Source organism: uncultured Neptuniibacter sp. (assembly GCF_947498015.1).
GTDB lineage: Bacteria > Pseudomonadota > Gammaproteobacteria > Pseudomonadales > Balneatricaceae > Neptuniibacter.
Map to the genome: position 1 here is coordinate 18,547 of NZ_CANMIR010000005.1, position 14,890 is coordinate 33,436.

19 protein-coding genes are annotated in these 14,890 nt (G+C 49.2%); 14 read left to right on the forward strand and 5 right to left on the reverse strand.

Annotated features, from left to right (window positions below; translation table 11 throughout):
- Nucleotides 1-9: 9 nt before the first annotated feature.
- The gene (gene ssb / locus Q0882_RS07710) at nucleotides 10-540 is read left to right on the forward strand and encodes a single-stranded DNA-binding protein (protein WP_299179772.1); all 531 of its coding nucleotides are present in this window, start codon (nucleotides 10-12) and stop codon (nucleotides 538-540) included.
- 5 nt (nucleotides 541-545) lie between these two features.
- A complete protein-coding gene (rfbD, locus tag Q0882_RS07715; protein ID WP_299179775.1) occupies nucleotides 546-1,466 on the forward strand; it encodes a dTDP-4-dehydrorhamnose reductase in 921 nt (306 codons plus the stop codon).
- Here the strand turns inward: rfbD and Q0882_RS07720 are convergent.
- Entirely contained in the window at nucleotides 1,455-1,838 is a 384-nt protein-coding gene (locus Q0882_RS07720) for a SirB2 family protein (RefSeq protein ID WP_299179778.1), read from the reverse strand. The two genes, rfbD and Q0882_RS07720, sit on opposite strands and share 12 nt — an antisense overlap.
- A gap of 115 nt (nucleotides 1,839-1,953) precedes the next feature.
- Here Q0882_RS07720 and moaA point away from each other — a divergent pair, with 115 nt between their 5' ends.
- The 7 genes from moaA (at nucleotide 1,954) to Q0882_RS07755 (ending at nucleotide 7,452) form a co-directional block, all read left to right on the forward strand.
- On the forward strand, nucleotides 1,954-2,958 hold the full coding sequence (gene moaA, locus Q0882_RS07725) for a GTP 3',8-cyclase MoaA (protein WP_299179781.1): 1,005 nt from the start codon (nucleotides 1,954-1,956) through the stop codon (nucleotides 2,956-2,958).
- A gap of 58 nt (nucleotides 2,959-3,016) precedes the next feature.
- A complete protein-coding gene (gene moaB / locus Q0882_RS07730) occupies nucleotides 3,017-3,553 on the forward strand; it encodes a molybdenum cofactor biosynthesis protein B (RefSeq protein ID WP_299179784.1) in 537 nt (178 codons plus the stop codon).
- A 9-nt stretch (nucleotides 3,554-3,562) separates the two neighbouring features.
- Entirely contained in the window at nucleotides 3,563-4,783 is a 1,221-nt protein-coding gene (gene glp, locus Q0882_RS07735) for a gephyrin-like molybdotransferase Glp (RefSeq protein WP_299179787.1), read from the forward strand.
- Nucleotides 4,784-4,863: 80 nt separating this feature from the next.
- Nucleotides 4,864-5,973, forward strand: coding sequence for a 1-acyl-sn-glycerol-3-phosphate acyltransferase (locus tag Q0882_RS07740; RefSeq protein WP_299179790.1), 1,110 nt, complete (start codon nucleotides 4,864-4,866; stop codon nucleotides 5,971-5,973).
- A 2-nt stretch (nucleotides 5,974-5,975) separates the two neighbouring features.
- A complete protein-coding gene (gene moaC, locus Q0882_RS07745) occupies nucleotides 5,976-6,458 on the forward strand; it encodes a cyclic pyranopterin monophosphate synthase MoaC (protein WP_299179793.1) in 483 nt (160 codons plus the stop codon).
- Nucleotides 6,455-6,709 carry a molybdopterin converting factor subunit 1 gene (gene moaD / locus Q0882_RS07750; RefSeq protein ID WP_299179795.1) on the forward strand — a complete coding sequence of 85 codons (255 nt, stop codon included), beginning with the start codon at nucleotides 6,455-6,457 and terminating at the stop codon, nucleotides 6,707-6,709. The genes moaC and moaD overlap by 4 nt, the downstream gene beginning before the upstream one ends.
- Before the next feature lie 2 nt (nucleotides 6,710-6,711).
- A complete protein-coding gene (locus tag Q0882_RS07755; RefSeq protein ID WP_299179797.1) occupies nucleotides 6,712-7,452 on the forward strand; it encodes a 1-acyl-sn-glycerol-3-phosphate acyltransferase in 741 nt (246 codons plus the stop codon).
- 70 nt (nucleotides 7,453-7,522) lie between these two features.
- Here the strand turns inward: Q0882_RS07755 and fabB are convergent, their stop codons facing one another.
- Entirely contained in the window at nucleotides 7,523-8,740 is a 1,218-nt protein-coding gene (gene fabB, locus Q0882_RS07760) for a beta-ketoacyl-ACP synthase I (protein WP_299179800.1), read from the reverse strand.
- A gap of 146 nt (nucleotides 8,741-8,886) precedes the next feature.
- Nucleotides 8,887-9,402 carry a 3-hydroxyacyl-[acyl-carrier-protein] dehydratase FabA gene (gene fabA, locus Q0882_RS07765; protein WP_299179803.1) on the reverse strand — a complete coding sequence of 172 codons (516 nt, stop codon included), beginning with the start codon at nucleotides 9,400-9,402 and terminating at the stop codon, nucleotides 8,887-8,889.
- 131 nt (nucleotides 9,403-9,533) lie between these two features.
- On the opposite strand from fabA, the gene Q0882_RS07770 reads away from it, so the two are divergent.
- The gene (locus Q0882_RS07770; protein WP_299179805.1) at nucleotides 9,534-10,148 is read left to right on the forward strand and encodes a thiopurine S-methyltransferase; all 615 of its coding nucleotides are present in this window, start codon (nucleotides 9,534-9,536) and stop codon (nucleotides 10,146-10,148) included.
- Nucleotides 10,149-10,194: 46 nt separating this feature from the next.
- Here Q0882_RS07770 and ispB read toward each other — a convergent pair whose 3' ends face one another.
- Nucleotides 10,195-11,163, reverse strand: a complete 969-nt coding sequence (gene ispB / locus Q0882_RS07775; protein ID WP_299179808.1) for an octaprenyl diphosphate synthase — start codon at nucleotides 11,161-11,163, stop codon at nucleotides 10,195-10,197.
- A 244-nt stretch (nucleotides 11,164-11,407) separates the two neighbouring features.
- Between ispB and rplU the strand changes: the two genes are divergently transcribed.
- The 4 genes from rplU to proB all read left to right on the forward strand — a co-directional run bounded on the left by rplU (nucleotide 11,408) and on the right by proB (nucleotide 14,520).
- Nucleotides 11,408-11,719 carry a 50S ribosomal protein L21 gene (rplU, locus tag Q0882_RS07780; protein ID WP_007021223.1) on the forward strand — a complete coding sequence of 104 codons (312 nt, stop codon included), beginning with the start codon at nucleotides 11,408-11,410 and terminating at the stop codon, nucleotides 11,717-11,719.
- Between the two features lie 26 nt (nucleotides 11,720-11,745).
- A complete protein-coding gene (rpmA, locus tag Q0882_RS07785) occupies nucleotides 11,746-12,003 on the forward strand; it encodes a 50S ribosomal protein L27 (protein WP_297308368.1) in 258 nt (85 codons plus the stop codon).
- A 139-nt stretch (nucleotides 12,004-12,142) separates the two neighbouring features.
- Entirely contained in the window at nucleotides 12,143-13,342 is a 1,200-nt protein-coding gene (cgtA, locus tag Q0882_RS07790; RefSeq protein ID WP_299179813.1) for an Obg family GTPase CgtA, read from the forward strand.
- 53 nt (nucleotides 13,343-13,395) lie between these two features.
- On the forward strand, nucleotides 13,396-14,520 hold the full coding sequence (proB, locus tag Q0882_RS07795; RefSeq protein ID WP_299179816.1) for a glutamate 5-kinase: 1,125 nt from the start codon (nucleotides 13,396-13,398) through the stop codon (nucleotides 14,518-14,520).
- A gap of 72 nt (nucleotides 14,521-14,592) precedes the next feature.
- On the opposite strand, the gene rpsT is transcribed toward proB, so the two are convergent.
- On the reverse strand, nucleotides 14,593-14,859 hold the full coding sequence (rpsT, locus tag Q0882_RS07800; protein ID WP_299179819.1) for a 30S ribosomal protein S20: 267 nt from the start codon (nucleotides 14,857-14,859) through the stop codon (nucleotides 14,593-14,595).
- Nucleotides 14,860-14,890: the final 31 nt, after the last annotated feature.

A 14,890-nucleotide genomic window follows, 5' to 3' on the forward strand; every position in this document is an offset into this window, starting at 1 on the left:
GAGAAAAAAATGGCACGTGGTGTTAATAAAGTAATTTTGGTGGGTAATCTGGGTAGTGACCCGGAAGTACGTTATATGCCGAATGGCAACGCAGTGACTAATGTCACGATCGCGACCTCTGAATCCTGGAAAGACAAACAGACAGGCCAGCAGCAGGAACGTACTGAATGGCATCGTGTCGTGTTCTTTAATCGCCTGGCCGAGATTGCGGGCGAGTATATGAAAAAAGGTGGTAAGGTCTACGTCGAGGGTTCGCTACGTACTCGCAAGTGGCAGGATCAGAGTGGTCAGGATCGTTATACCACTGAGATTGTAGCCAGTGAGATGCAACTGCTCGATAGCCGCGGTGGAAATGATGGTGGTTATCAGCCTCAACAGGGTGGTTATGCGCCTCAGCAAGCGGCTGCTCCCCAGATGGCCCCAGCGCAGCAGCAAGCCCCTCAGCAGATGCAGCAGCGCCCTGCGCCCGCACCGCAACAGGCTCCTGCCGGTCAGCCTGCAGCAGGGTTTGATGATTTCGATGATGATATCCCGTTCTGATTCGAATGGATGTAGAACTACTCCTCAAGCCAGTTAAGATTCTGATTACCGGTGCTCATGGTCAGGTGGGCACCGCGTTGGCACGATTGGCTGAACACGATGATTTTTTTCAGATCATCGCCTTAGATAAATCTAAGTTGGATATTACAGACGTTGCCCAGGTTCAAGAGCAATTGGCTGAGTATCTGCCCGACTATGTCGTCAACTGCGCTGCGTTTGATCATATCGATGAAGCGGAACATAAATCTGAGTTATGTTATGCAGTTAACTGTACAGCCGTAGAAACGCTTGCACTGGCGTGTGGCGATCTATCGATACCGATGTTTCACCTTTCTACTGACTACGTATTCGATGGTCACTATGCCAGTGGCTATGCTGAGGAGGATGAAGTTGCTCCGCTTGGTGTTTACGGTGACAGTAAGTGGCAGGGTGAGGAACGCTTACGTCAGGTATTACCCAAGCATATTATTCTCAGGGTTAGCTGGCTGTTTAGTGAGCAGGGGAATAATTTTGTTCTTCGTACCCTTGAATCTGCTCGCAGCCAGAAAGAGTTATCTGCGGTGAGTGACCGCCGTGGTTGCCCAACTGCAGCATCAGATGTGGCTCGTGTGATTCTTGCGATGTTGAAGCAGATTCATAACGGTGCAGATGCATGGGGTACCTACCACTATTGTGGAGCAGAGATCACCAATCGCTATGATTTTTGTAAGGAGATCCTCATCGCGGCTGGAAGTTATGAAAATTTTGAGGTCGAAAAATTAGTCCCAATCTCAAGTAAGGATTATGTGACCGAAGCACAGCGCCCCAATACTTCCGTGCTAACCTGCAAAAAACTACTTAGCGTGTTTGGTATCAGGCAAAGAGCTTGGCGGCAGGAGCTGCAGTGGTTGATGCGACTCATCTACCAGCAGGACTCAGGTCGTTAACCAAGGCGTGGCTGAATGGTTAATGGCAACCAGTACGATGTAGGCAAAGCAGACCAGTGCTGCTGCAAATGCCATCAGCTTAACCGGTTTGCTTCTTGCGCGTTTAATGACCATGGTGCCAAAACCGATATAGGCGAATAAAGCGATCACCTTTGCGGTTAGCCAGTGGTCAATAAAAGGGTATTGTCTGAGTAAAACTGCCAGTGTGATCGCGCTTGCTAACAGAACAGTGTCAATTACATGCGGTAAGATCTTCACCCAGCGCTTTTCCAACTGGGCCGGATAGTATAGAGCCCATACCCCCCGAATTAAGAAAAATCCCAAGCTTAAAACGATACTTGTCAGGTGAATGTGTTTGATTGCCAGATACATAATTTTCACTTTTCATGGAGCAGTTGGGAAGGAGAGTATACCTGTTGCGCAAGGCATTTTATGCTATTTTAGGGTTTCCTTTATTAAGTTTTGTGCGTTAATGCACACTTTTTGTATGTCTGATAATAAAAATAAAAGCCATTCATTGACCGATCGCTACGGTCGCACTGTCGATTATATTCGGCTCTCTGTGACCGACCGATGTGATTTTCGCTGCGTTTACTGCATGGGCGAAAATATGAAATTTTTACCCCATGAACAAGTGCTTACGCTGGAAGAGTTGGAGCAAGTGGCTGCGGCATTTGTTGGACTGGGCGTGCGGAAAATTAAGCTCACAGGCGGAGAACCGCTGGTCCGTCGTGATGTTATCAAACTGATTCAATCTCTGGGGCAGCTTGATGCTGAGCTATCGATTACAACAAATGGTTCTCAACTGACAGAGATGGCTCCAGCTCTCAGACAAGCTGGAGTGAACCGTCTCAATATCAGTATCGATAGTCTGCAGGAGAGTCGCTTCAGGGAGATGACCCGTATCGGGAAATTACCTAAGGTTCTCGCAGGTATTGATGAGGCGATTGTTCAGGGCTTTGATCGTATCAAACTTAACGCGGTGATTATGAAGGGGCGGAATGATGATGAGATTCTGGATCTGGTACATTTTGCCCGCGAGAAAGGTGTTGATGTTAGCTTTATTGAAGAGATGCCATTGGGTGTAATTTCAGAGCATGATCGTGCTGATGTTTATTGCTCAAGTGATGAGGTTAAAGCGGTCATTGAATCACACTATCCTCTCCATGCGACGACAGAAAAAACTGCTGGCCCATCCCGTTACTATCGCATGAGTGATTGTGAATCCCGGGTGGGTTTTATCTCTCCACATAGCCATAACTTCTGTTCTGAATGTAACCGTGTGCGGGTGACGGTAGAGGGCAGGTTACTTCTCTGTTTAGGCAATGAACATTCAGTCGACCTTCGTGAAACATTAAGAGCGTTTCCCAATGATCAATCTCGGTTACAGGATGTGATTGTTAAGGCGATGGATCTTAAACCGGAAAAACATGAATTTGACCTAGAAGATGAACCACAGATCGTCCGTTTTATGAATATGACTGGCGGATAACTCGTGGTACTCAGTTGTGGATAACTTAGTTAATACCCCGAAAGAATAAGGAATACCCATGTCCCATACGCCAAATGATGCGGATTTCGTGCCGCTGAATATTGCGGTTCTAACTGTTTCAGATACGCGCACATTAGAAAATGATACCTCGGGTCAGACCCTGGTTGATCGGCTTCAGGCAACAGGTCATCAGTTGGGGGCTCGTGAGATCGTTATAGATGATGTCTATCAGATGCGGGCTGTCGTATCACAATGGATCGCAGATCCTGGTATTCATGTCATTATTACAACGGGGGGTACCGGTTTCTCCGGTAGGGACTCAACTCCTGAGGCGATGGCTCCGCTGTTTGATAAAACTATTGAGGGATTTGGTGAATATTTCCGCCATGTGTCTGCCTCACAGATCGGTACATCAACTATCCAGTCTCGCGCACTGGGCGGTCTTGCTAACGGTACAGTTATTTTCTGCCTTCCAGGTTCGACAGGGGCTTGTCGGACGGGATGGGATGAGGTTATTGCTGAGCAGTTAGATCACCGTCACCGTCCTTGTAATTTTGTAGCAATGATCATGAAGCATCTTTCAGATAACCGTTAGGGAAAGATTATGGCTGGATGTGATAATCAGCAGAGTTTGATCCCTTTTGAGAGTGCGTTGAGTCTGTTGCTGGAAACTGCGGAAACCTCACTCATAGTGGAAACGGTACCGCTGGAGGCGGCTGTTGGTCGTATTCTGGCTGAATCACCCGTGGCTAAGGTGGCTGTTCCTCCTGCAGATAATAGTGGGATGGATGGTTATGCAGTCAATACCGCTGACCTCAGCAGTGTTGCTCCTACGCAGCTTCCAGTGAGTCAGCGTATTCCAGCCGGTACTGCCCCAATGGGTTTAGTCTCAGGGAGTTGTGCGCGTATCTTTACCGGAGCTGAGATTCCAGAGGGCGCTGATGCTGTGGTGATGCAGGAGGATGTTGAGCTGCTGGAAAATGACGTCCTATTTCCCGCTGCGATCAGAGCGGGCGCGAATATTCGTCGTGCCGGTCAGGATATAAAGTCCGGTTCTCAGTTGTTTGCCTTAGGTGTCAGGTTGCAGCCAACTGATCTGGGTGTGCTGGCCTCTGCTGGGTTGGCCAAAGTGAGTGTCTATCGCCGGCTTAAGGTTGCAATTATGTCGACCGGCGATGAGCTGGTAGAGCCTGGGAATGCCCTGAGTGCCGGGAAGATCTACAACTCCAATCGATATATTCTGCAAGGCCTGTTGCGCAAGTTGGGGATGGACGTAATTGATATGGGGCGAGTTGAGGACAGTGCTGTTGCGACACAGGAGGCACTGAGGCGGGCGGCTGAAACCTCTGATGTTATTGTTAGTACGGGGGGAGTCTCTGTCGGAGAGGAGGATCATGTTAAATCTTCAGCTGAGGCACTGGGCTCGCTCAAACTATGGCGGGTCGCAATTAAGCCGGGCAAGCCGGTCGCATATGGCGAGGTTCTAGGAACTCCATTCATAGGTCTGCCGGGAAATCCTGCTTCTACATTAGTGACCTTCTGCCTGTTGGCAAGGCCCTTTTTAATGAAGCTGCAAGGCGCGGAGTATAAGCCTCCATTGAAACTTATTGTCGCTGCTGGGTTTAGTCGAAGCCGGGTAATGAAACGGCAAGAGTATCTTCGGGTTCGAGTTGAAAGTGATCGGTTGGTTCCTTATGTAAATCAAAGTTCCGGGGTGCTCTCATCAGCCAGTTGGGCGGATGGTTTGGCAGTTATACCGCCCGGAATTGTGGTATCAGAGGGAGATCCGCTAGGGTTTATTCCTTTTTCAGAGCTTCTAGGGTAATACCTCCTAATTTCTCTGCATTCAGCATAGGAAAACGGTAAAATAAGGGCTTATTTTTAAGAACTGTTTCCGAGGAACGAATGTCAGAGCAGCAGGACCCGTACAAAGAGATCAGGCCCTACAATGATAGTGAAGTCGCAGATACACTGACCAACATTCTCCATAATGATGAGTTTTTAACTGCGGTCACCCGTTATCAGTTCCCTAAGATGGCAGCTCGCTTTGGTTGGCTGCTAAAACCATTTGTTCGTATAGCGCTCGCGGCAAAGGTTGGTGAAGTAGACAGTATCTATGATTTTCAGATGCTGGTGGCGAACTACATGAAGAAAATGATCGCTCGTACTACAACGAAACTGAGTTGTAGTGGTATTGACCTGCTGGATCCTGAAGAAGCCTATCTGTTCATCTCGAATCACCGCGATATAGCGATGGACCCCGCTTTTGTGAATTGGGTACGTCATCAGTACGGCATGGATACAGTCCGAATTGCCATTGGTGATAATCTGTTACAAAAGCCCTATGTCTCTGACATCATGCGTCTGAATAAAAGTTTTATCGTCAATCGCTCCGCTACCGGGCGCGAAATGATGAAGGCGCTGACACAACTATCCTCTTATATTGATCACAGTATTCAGAGTGGTCAGTCCATCTGGCTGGCGCAACGGGAAGGGCGGGCCAAAGATGGCAATGATGCTACGGATCCTGCGCTGCTCAAAATGCTCTATATGGCTCACCGAAAAGCGCGTAGCTTTGCTGAACAAGGTAAGCGCTTGAATATCGTACCAGTCTCTATCTCCTATGAGTACGATCCTTGTGATTACCTGAAAGCTAACGAGTTATATGCAAAAGCCACTGAAGGTGGTTATGAGAAAGCGCAATTTGAAGATATCTCCAGCATCGTTAAGGGAATTACCGGTGATAAGGGCCATGTTCACATCGCTTTTGGTGATCCGATTGAGGATGATTTTGATAGTCCTGAAGCATTGGCTGAAGAGATCGATCGCCAGATTATCTCCAATTATTATCTCCACCCTTCTAACCTTTTGGCTGCCGGTCAGGATGGCGAGATTAGTTCTGAACAGCGCGAAGGATTTGAATCCCGTTTAGCGAGTGTGAGTGAGGGCGCTCGGGATATCTTGCGCCAAATGTACGCTAACCCTGTTGCGAATCAGAAAAATTTGCAGGAGTAATTATGAGTCAGTTAACGCATCTGGATGATCAGGGGCATGCCAATATGGTGGATGTCTCCGAGAAAGCGGTCAGTTTTCGCGAGGCAACGGCCTACGCTGAGGTGCAGATGCAACCTGCAACCCTAAGCTTAATTACCGAGGGTGGGCATAAAAAAGGGGATGTACTGGCGGTGGCGCGTATTGCGGGCATTCAGGCTGCAAAAAGAACCAGTGAGTTGATTCCATTGTGCCACCCGCTCATGCTGAGCAAAGTAGCCGTTGAACTGCAGCCAGATGAACAGCGTTCCTTGATTGCAATTACTGCAACCTGCAAGCTTTCCGGACAGACCGGTGTTGAGATGGAGGCCTTAACGGCGGCTTCGGTGGCTGGCCTGACAATTTATGATATGTGTAAGGCCGTGGACAAAGGCATGGTGATCAGTGCAGTTAAATTGCTGGAGAAAAAAGGTGGCAAAAGTGGCCACTGGAAGGTGGAGGAATCGTGAATATTAATGTTGTTTATTTTGCCAGCCTTCGTGAACGGTTAGGTCTATCAGAAGAGCAGGTCGAAATTTCTGGTGAGGTGACTGTGGCTTCCCTGATCGATCTTCTGGTCGAACAGCATGGGGATAAGTGGTCTGAATTTCTACGTGAGAGTCAGGTGCTGGTGGCGGTTAATCAAGAGATGGTAGAGCGGGATCAGATGCTCTCTGGTGACGATGAGGTGGCTTTTTTTCCACCGGTGACAGGAGGGTGAGTATGTCTCAGAAACGGGCAGGTCTAGGGCATAAAATACGTGCTGGGATCTATTATCTTGGATTTTATCCGTTGACGATTGTGCACGCCTCACTGAGTCTATTGTTATCGCCGCTGATGAATTTCCAGCAGCGCTTTCGGTTTGTCACCTTGATCAATTACTTCTATATCTTCTGGTTGAAGCTATGTTGCGGAGTAGGGGTAAAGGTTTCAGGGAGAGAAAACCTTCCCAAAGAGGGAGCCTATGTTGTCGTTGCGAACCATCAGAGTGAGTGGGAAACGCTGTTTTTACAAACCTTAGTTCGCCCACAATGCACTGTATTAAAAAAGGAGCTGTTGAAAATACCTTTCTTCGGTTGGGCGCTAGGCTTGTTGAACCCGATTGCTATCGACCGCAGTCAGCGCCGAGGGGCTCTGAAACAGCTGCTGACTGAAGGAAAATCACGATTGCAGGATGAGATTCCGGTGATTATCTTTCCTCAAGGTACGCGAGTGCCTGTGGGTAAAATGGGTAAGTTCAATAAAGGCGGTGCGATGCTGGCGTTGAGCGCGGGTGTCCCTGTGGTGCCAATGATCCATGATGCGGGCCTTTACTGGCCAGGTAAAAGTTTTGCGAAATTTCCAGGCACTGTTCAGCTTCATGTGGGAGAGCCTATCCCTGTTGAGGGGCGAAGTGTAGATGAGATTCATGCCGATATGGTTGACTGGTTGGAAACGCATATGAAGCAGTTAGAGATTGCATAAGGTTTCCTGCGGTAGAGCAGGCATTAAAAAACCGCCATATGGCGGTTTTTTTATTAGGTGAGGTAACAGCTTAGCTATCTAGCTTTTCGAAAACCAGGGTGCAGTTAGTACCACCGAAACCAAAGCTGTTAGACATAACACGCTTCAGGTCTACATTTTCCTGTTTCTCAATCGCAATCGGCATACCTTCTGCGTCAGCATCAAGTTCATCGATGTTTGCTGAGGCTGCGATGAAGTTATTTTCCTGCATAAGCAGAGAGTAAACCGCTTCCTGAACACCCGCAGCACCCAGAGAGTGACCAGACAGAGACTTGGTGGATGTTACGGTTGGCATGTCACTGCCAAACGCTTCTTTCATCGCTTTCAGTTCCTGCATATCACCTGCTGGTGTAGAGGTCCCGTGTGCGTTGATATAATCGATCTTACCATCAACAGTTGCCATCGCTTGCTTCATGCAGCGTGCAGCGCCTTCGCCTGAAGGAGCAACCATGTCGTAACCGTCAGATGTTGCGCCGTAGCCAACCAGCTCAGCGTAGATCTTAGCGCCACGAGCTACAGCGTGCTCGTACTCTTCGATAACCAGAATGCCTGCGCCACCAGAGATAACAAATCCGTCTCGGTTAGCATCGTATGCGCGGGATGCTTTTTCTGGGGTCTCGTTGTATTTGCTGGAGAGTGCGCCCATCGCATCAAACATCGCAGTCTGCACCCAGTGCAGCTCTTCACCGCCACCGGCAAACACGATATCCTGTTTGCCCAGTTGGATCTGCTCAGCAGCGTTGCCGATACAGTGTGCACTGGTCGCACATGCGGACGTGATGGAGTAGTTAACGCCCTTGATTTTGAAAGGGGTTGCAAGACACGCAGAGACAGTAGAACCCATTGTGCGAGTAACACGGTAGGGACCTACACGCTTAACACCCTTCTGACGAGTGATGTCCGCTGTTTCTACGATGTTGTCAGCAGATGCGCCACCAGAGCCTACAATCAGGCCGGTCCGCTCGTTGGATACCTGATCTTCAGCTAAGCCTGAGTCAGCGATCGCTTCCTGCATTGCGATGTAAGTGTATGCTGCTGCATCACCCATGAAACGTAACAGTTTACGATCGATCTTCTCAGAGAAATCGATATCAATGCTGCCGGCTACCTGGCTACGGAAACCGCGCTCTTTGTAATCTTCCTGGAACTTGATTCCAGAACGACCCTGCTGCAGTGATTCCAGAACAGCTTCTTTATCTGTACCCAGACAAGAAACGATCCCCATACCAGTAACAACAACGCGACGCATGTGCTTCTCTCTCTTTTTCTAAATTGAGGTGCTTATTTTCCGTGAATCCTGAGCGTTTTGCTACCTGAATCGTGAAAAACAGCGTGGAAAATATACGAAAGGCCCTGAAATCAGAGCCTTAGTAGTTCATAAATCCCGATTAAGGATTAGAAATTATCAGTGGAAGTGAACAGGCCTACGCGCAGGTCTTTAGCTGTGTAGATCTCACGACCGTCAACAGACATGCTGCCATCAGCGATACCCATAACCAGCTTGCGCTCAATTACGCGTTTGAGCTGGATGTGATAGGTCACTTTTTTCGCGTTTGGCAGAACTTGGCCAAAGAACTTAACTTCTCCAGAGCCCAGGGCGCGTCCACGGCCAGGATTGCCTTTCCATCCCAGATAGAAGCCAACAATCTGCCACATCGCATCAAGTCCAAGGCAGCCAGGCATAACAGGGTCTTCTTCAAAGTGACAGCCAAAGAACCAAAGGTCGGGATTGATATCGAGCTCGGCGATAATCTCGCCCTTGCCGAATTCGCCACCGTCTTCAGTGATTTTCAGGATGCGATCCATCATCAGCATATTGCCAATTGGCAGACGCGCATTGCCAGGTCCAAACATGTCGCCGTGGCCGCAAGACAGCAGCTCATCGCGATTAAAAGAGGAAGGTCTTGTCATTAGCTTCTGTTTATCCGGGTTTTTTTATAAGTAAAAATATCGCGCAATTATACAGACTTAAGGGCCTCTAGGCACGATCTGTGTCATATTAATTGAGCAAAATGTTTACGACTTAGGGTGTAATGGGCGTTATGGAGCATGATTTTTGGCATCAGCGTTGGTCTGAAGGGCGAATTGGTTTTCATCAGGCAGAGGTCAATACCTTCCTGAAAGATTATTGGTCGCAGTTAGAGTTGGGTGGGCAAGGGGGCGTTTTTGTGCCTCTTTGCGGTAAAAGCCGGGATATGCTCTGGCTGAAGGAGTTGGGCCATGATGTGCTGGGTGTTGAGTTAAGCAGGGAAGCCTGTGAATCGTTTTTCGCAGAGATGGGTGCGGTAGGCAGTGTGGAGCGGAGGGAGGCTTTTGGGGCGCATTACAGCGAGGGTATTACGCTGTTATGTGGAGATTTCTTTGCATTATCAGAGTATGAGCTGAACGCGGTGGTAGCAGTTTATGATCGTGCGGCTTTGGTTGCACTGCCTGAAGAGATGCGAAAGAGATACGCGGTTCTGCTCAACCGGATTTTACCCAAAGGTGTAAAACTATTGCTGGTGACGCTGGAATTCGATGCGCTCACCGGTCCCCCTTTCAGTGTTTCCGAGACTGAGGTGAGGACGCTTTTTTCGCAACGTTTTGATATTCAGCGGCTGGGCTCGGGTTGTGATGGTGATAAGACTGAGGTTGTGTGGCTGTTAAGGGATAAATAGGAAAGGTGATCAGTACCTGAGTGCAACAGGTACTGATCTGATTAGCTTAGCTTTTACGTTTGACGGCCAGATGCGCAAGTTGAATTAAGGTTTCTTTAAAGGAGCTGTCGCTGAGTGCATTCAGTGCGTCAATTGCTTTGTCTGCTTCTGCCTGGGCCTTCTGTTGAGTGTACTCTATGGCGCCAGTGTCTTTGACAATATCAAGAATTGGCTGGAGGTCATCGAGGCCGCCCTTACGAATGGCCTGGCGAACAAGTTGGCGCTGCTCTTCTGTGCCTGCCCGCATGGCATGGATCAGTGGGAGGGTCGCTTTCCCCTCTGCGAGGTCATCACCGACATTTTTTCCCATCTCTTCAGCGGTCGAGAGGTAATCCATCACGTCATCAATGAGCTGGAATGCTGTTCCCAGATGTAACCCGTATAGACGGAGGCCTTCGCGAACTTCGCTGTCTGTATCTGCAAGAATGGCTCCCGCTTCTGTAGCGGCTTCAAATAGCATGGCCGTCTTACCCAGAATCACCTGCATATAAGCGTCTTCAGTGGTATCGGGGTTGCGGGTGTTCAGTAGCTGGAGAACTTCTCCCTCTGCGATGATATTAGTTGCATTGGAGATGACGTTCATGATCTCCATTGAGCCGATCTCGACCATAATCTGAAAGGCTCTGGAGTAGAGGAAGTCGCCTACCAGTACACTCGGAGCATTACCCCATTTTGCATTGGCAGTATCTTTTCCTCTGCGCAGCTCGGAGTTATCCACAACGTCATCATGCAAAAGTGTAGCGGTGTGGATGAATTCAATAATGGCTGCCAAGGAGATATGGTTCTGTCCCTGATAGCCAGCGGCATTAGCTGCAAGGAGTACCAGCAGAGGGCGTATACGCTTACCACCACTTTCAACAATATAGTGGCCAATTTTCTCCACCAGAGGAACATTGGAGCCGAGGTGATTGATGATGTAATCATTGACGGCTTCAAATTGGGGCTCTACTACGGGGTTGAGTTGGTGTGGCTGCATAATGATGACTGCTGTCTGACAAATTTTATAATGTAAGCGCGAATGCTAGGGGGCAGGTAAGTGACTGTCAAGAAATGAACACAAGGCGGTACATCACCCTAGTGGATTAAAGTTGTGCTGTATTGGGGTTTGCTATATAATCGCGCGCCCTGACCCATCCAATAATGGCTCCCTACCATATGGTGAAACCATTAGAAGTAGGCCTTTTTCATAGTAGCTGGGTGGGCAAATAACGGAGATTAAAATGTACGCAGTAATCGTAAGCGGTGGTAAACAGTACCGTGTCCAGGAAGGTGAAACCCTTAAACTGGAAAAACTGCAGGCTGAAGCGGGCGCAAACGTTGAGTTTGACCGTGTTCTGCTGGTTGGCAACGGCGATGACATCAAAATTGGTGAGCCTGTTGTAGATGGTGCTAAAGTGACTGCTGAAGTTGTTCAGCACGGCCGCGCGAAGAAAGTTGAGATCATCAAATTCAAGCGTCGTAAGCACCACATGAAACGTCAGGGCCACCGTCAGTGGTTTACTGAAGTTAAAATTACTGGCATTTCTGCCTAATATTAACCGAGTTAGGAGTTAGATAGATGGCTCATAAGAAGGCTGGTGGTTCTACTAAGAACGGTCGCGATTCCGAATCGAAACGACTGGGCGTCAAGCGCTACGGTGGTCAGGCAGTTATTGCTGGTAACATCCTGGTTCGTCAGCGTGGTACTAAATTCCACGCAGGTGAGAACGTAGGTTGTGGTAAAGACCACACTCTGTTTGCAAAAGCAGACGGCGTTGTTAAATTTGAAGTTAAAGGCCCGCAGAAGCGTCAGTACATCTCTGTAGTTGATGCATAAGCGAAAGCTTTAAGCTTCTAAAAAGCTCCGCCAAGGCGGAGCTTTTTTGTTTATGATTTATAGGGAATCTACCAGTAAGTTTTGCTTGTGCTCAGAGCTTTCTTGTAGATTCCCTGATGGTGATTTTTGGGGAGATTAAATGAAATTTGTCGATGAAGCAGTCATCACGGTGGAAGCCGGCAAGGGTGGCAATGGTTGCATGAGCTTCCGGCGCGAGAAGTATATCCCTAAGGGTGGGCCTGATGGGGGTGACGGTGGCGATGGTGGTTCTATCTTTTTTGAAGCAGATGAGAACCTGAATACGCTGATCGATTATCGTTTTACGCGTCATTATAAGGCTGATAATGGTCAGTCTGGTATGGGGCGAAACTGCACCGGTGCAAAAGGTGAGGATCTTGTGCTGCGCGTTCCGGTCGGCACAACGATTATAGATACTGATACGGATGAGGTTTTAGCTGATTTAACAGCAATCGGTCAGGTAGAAAAAATTGCTCAGGGTGGATTTCATGGGCTAGGAAATACCCGTTTTAAGAGCAGTGTAAATCGTGCGCCGCGACAAACAACAAAGGGTTCTTTTGGTGAAACTCGTAATCTGAAGCTGGAGTTGAAGGTACTGGCTGATGTTGGCCTGCTGGGTCTGCCTAATGCTGGCAAATCCACGTTGATTCGAGCGGTATCAGCGGCTAAACCGAAAGTGGCAAATTACCCATTCACAACGCTGGTGCCGAATCTGGGTGTTGTGCGCATCGAGAAGCACCGCAGTTTTGTAATTGCTGATATTCCGGGGATTATCGAGGGTGCTGCTGAAGGTGCGGGTCTGGGCATTCGTTTTCTTAAGCATCTGGCGCGTAACCGTATTCTGCTACATCTTGTCGATATGGCGCCCTGGGATGAGGTAACACCTGCTGAGGCAGCGACAGTTGCAGTGGGTGAGTTGGAGAAATTTAGTCCGACTCTGGCAGATCAGCCTCGTTGGCTGGTGCTTAATAAGTTGGATATGGTTCCTGAAGAGGAACGAGAAGAGCGCTGTCAGGCGGTGATAGATGCGCTGGACTGGCAGGGGCCGGTTTACAAAGTGTCTGCCCTGGGTCAGCAGGGTACGGATGAGATGATGCGTGATATTCAGGCCTTTCTTGATCAGCGCCTTGAGGCGATTGAGGAGGATCCGTCAATTCTTGAGCGTGAGCAAGAGCTGCGTGAGCAGGTGGACGCTGAGGCGCGTGAGCGTATAGAGCAGATGCGTGCAGAGATGCGTGCTCGGAGAGAAAAGGATGACCTGGATGACGACGACTTCGATGACGATGATTATGATGTAGAGGTTGAGTGGGTTCGCGAGTAATTCGTGATGCTTTTTGTGTTGAGCCTTGCAGTTGGGTGGCAGAGGTAGAGTAAGTGGCAGTAGGTAGGGATAAGCTAAAACGCAGCAAGCGTTGGGTGGTGAAGATTGGTAGTGCGCTTCTGACGAATGATGGTCAGGGCTTGGATCTTCAGGCGATCAGCCGTTGGGTTGATCAGATTGCCGCTCTTAAAGCGTCAGGCCTTGAGGTAGTGCTGGTCTCATCAGGTTCAGTTGCTGAAGGGATGTCGCGCTTGGGCTGGAATAGTCGCCCCCATGAGATATATAAGCTTCAGGCTGCCGCTGCTGTGGGTCAGATGGGGTTGGTTCAGGCGTATGAAGCAAACTTCAGGCGGCATGAAACTCATACGGCTCAGATACTGCTGACTCATGAGGATCATTCGAATCGTAAGCGTTATCTGAATGCGCAGGCGACGCTGCGTACCCTGCTTGATATGGGTGTTGTGCCCGTCGTTAACGAGAATGATACGGTGGTCACCAAAGAGATTCGTTTTGGTGATAATGATACTTTGGGAGCGTTGGTGGCCAACCTTGTGCAAGCTGATGCGCTGATACTTCTGACAGACCAGCAGGGCTTGTTTACGGCAGATCCGCGGCATGACCCTGATGCGGAGTTAATATCCGAAGCTCGCGCTGGAGACGAAGCGTTAGCTGCAATGGCTGGTGGCGGAGGTAAGCTGGGTCGAGGTGGTATGGCCACGAAAGTGCGAGCAGCAAAGCTGGCAGCGCGCTCAGGAGCTGTAACCATGATCGCTAGCGGTCGTGAAGAGGATGTGCTGCTGCGCTTGCGTGATGCGGAGCAGCTGGGAACGCTGCTGGTGCCAGAGAAAGGGCCTATGGTTGCCCGCAAGCAGTGGATTGCTGGGCATCTTCAGGCGCGTGGAAACCTTGTGCTTGATGAGGGTGCTGTGAGGGCGCTGCGTGAACGTGGTAAAAGTTTGCTGCCTGCAGGTGTGCGAAGTGTGAGTGGGGATTTCTCGCGTGGTGAGATGGTGATTCTGAGTGATGAGCTAGGTCGGATTGTTGCGCGGGGTCTGGTGAATTATGGTGTTGAGGATGCCGGGAAAATTATTGGGCGTCCAAGTGGTGAGATCGAATCTGTGCTTGGCTTTATGGGTGAAGAGGAGTTGGTTCACCGGGATAACCTGGTATTGGCGTAGGTTTGAATAGTAGGGCTGAATAGCAAGCATAAAAAAACCGGCCATGGCCGGTTTTTTTATGCTTGGCTGTGCTTATGCAGCCATGCCAGCAATCTGCTTGCTCAGGCGGCTCTTAGTGCGGGCAATCTTATTCTTGTGGAAGATGCCTTTGGATACAGAGCTGTCCAGAATTGGCTGTGCAGTTTTGAATGCTTCCTGTGCAACAGCCTGATCGCCAGCTTCTACAGCAGCGACTACTTTTTTGATGTAGGTACGTACCATGGAACGCAGGCTAGCGTTATGCTGGCGACGCTTCTCTGCCTGGCGAGCACGTTTACGAGATCCTGCGGAATTTGCCACAGTCCGGCTCCTTAAATTTAGTTAATCATAT

Bases quoted from the DNA above. Each gene is read 5' to 3' on its own strand.
- ssb (WP_299179772.1), top strand. From the start codon at position 10: ATGGCACGTGGTGTTAATAAAGTAATTTTGGTGGGTAATCTGGGTAGT.
- rfbD (WP_299179775.1), top strand. From the start codon at position 546: ATGGATGTAGAACTACTCCTCAAGCCAGTTAAGATTCTGATTACCGGT.
- Q0882_RS07720 (WP_299179778.1), bottom strand. From the start codon at position 1,838: ATGTATCTGGCAATCAAACACATTCACCTGACAAGTATCGTTTTAAGC.
- moaA (WP_299179781.1), top strand. From the start codon at position 1,954: ATGTCTGATAATAAAAATAAAAGCCATTCATTGACCGATCGCTACGGT.
- moaB (WP_299179784.1), top strand. From the start codon at position 3,017: ATGTCCCATACGCCAAATGATGCGGATTTCGTGCCGCTGAATATTGCG.
- glp (WP_299179787.1), top strand. From the start codon at position 3,563: ATGGCTGGATGTGATAATCAGCAGAGTTTGATCCCTTTTGAGAGTGCG.
- Q0882_RS07740 (WP_299179790.1), top strand. From the start codon at position 4,864: ATGTCAGAGCAGCAGGACCCGTACAAAGAGATCAGGCCCTACAATGAT.
- moaC (WP_299179793.1), top strand. From the start codon at position 5,976: ATGAGTCAGTTAACGCATCTGGATGATCAGGGGCATGCCAATATGGTG.
- Q0882_RS07755 (WP_299179797.1), top strand. From the start codon at position 6,712: ATGTCTCAGAAACGGGCAGGTCTAGGGCATAAAATACGTGCTGGGATC.
- fabB (WP_299179800.1), bottom strand. From the start codon at position 8,740: ATGCGTCGCGTTGTTGTTACTGGTATGGGGATCGTTTCTTGTCTGGGT.
- fabA (WP_299179803.1), bottom strand. From the start codon at position 9,402: ATGACAAGACCTTCCTCTTTTAATCGCGATGAGCTGCTGTCTTGCGGC.
- Q0882_RS07770 (WP_299179805.1), top strand. From the start codon at position 9,534: ATGGAGCATGATTTTTGGCATCAGCGTTGGTCTGAAGGGCGAATTGGT.
- ispB (WP_299179808.1), bottom strand. From the start codon at position 11,163: ATGCAGCCACACCAACTCAACCCCGTAGTAGAGCCCCAATTTGAAGCC.
- rplU (WP_007021223.1), top strand. From the start codon at position 11,408: ATGTACGCAGTAATCGTAAGCGGTGGTAAACAGTACCGTGTCCAGGAA.
- rpmA (WP_297308368.1), top strand. From the start codon at position 11,746: ATGGCTCATAAGAAGGCTGGTGGTTCTACTAAGAACGGTCGCGATTCC.
- cgtA (WP_299179813.1), top strand. From the start codon at position 12,143: ATGAAATTTGTCGATGAAGCAGTCATCACGGTGGAAGCCGGCAAGGGT.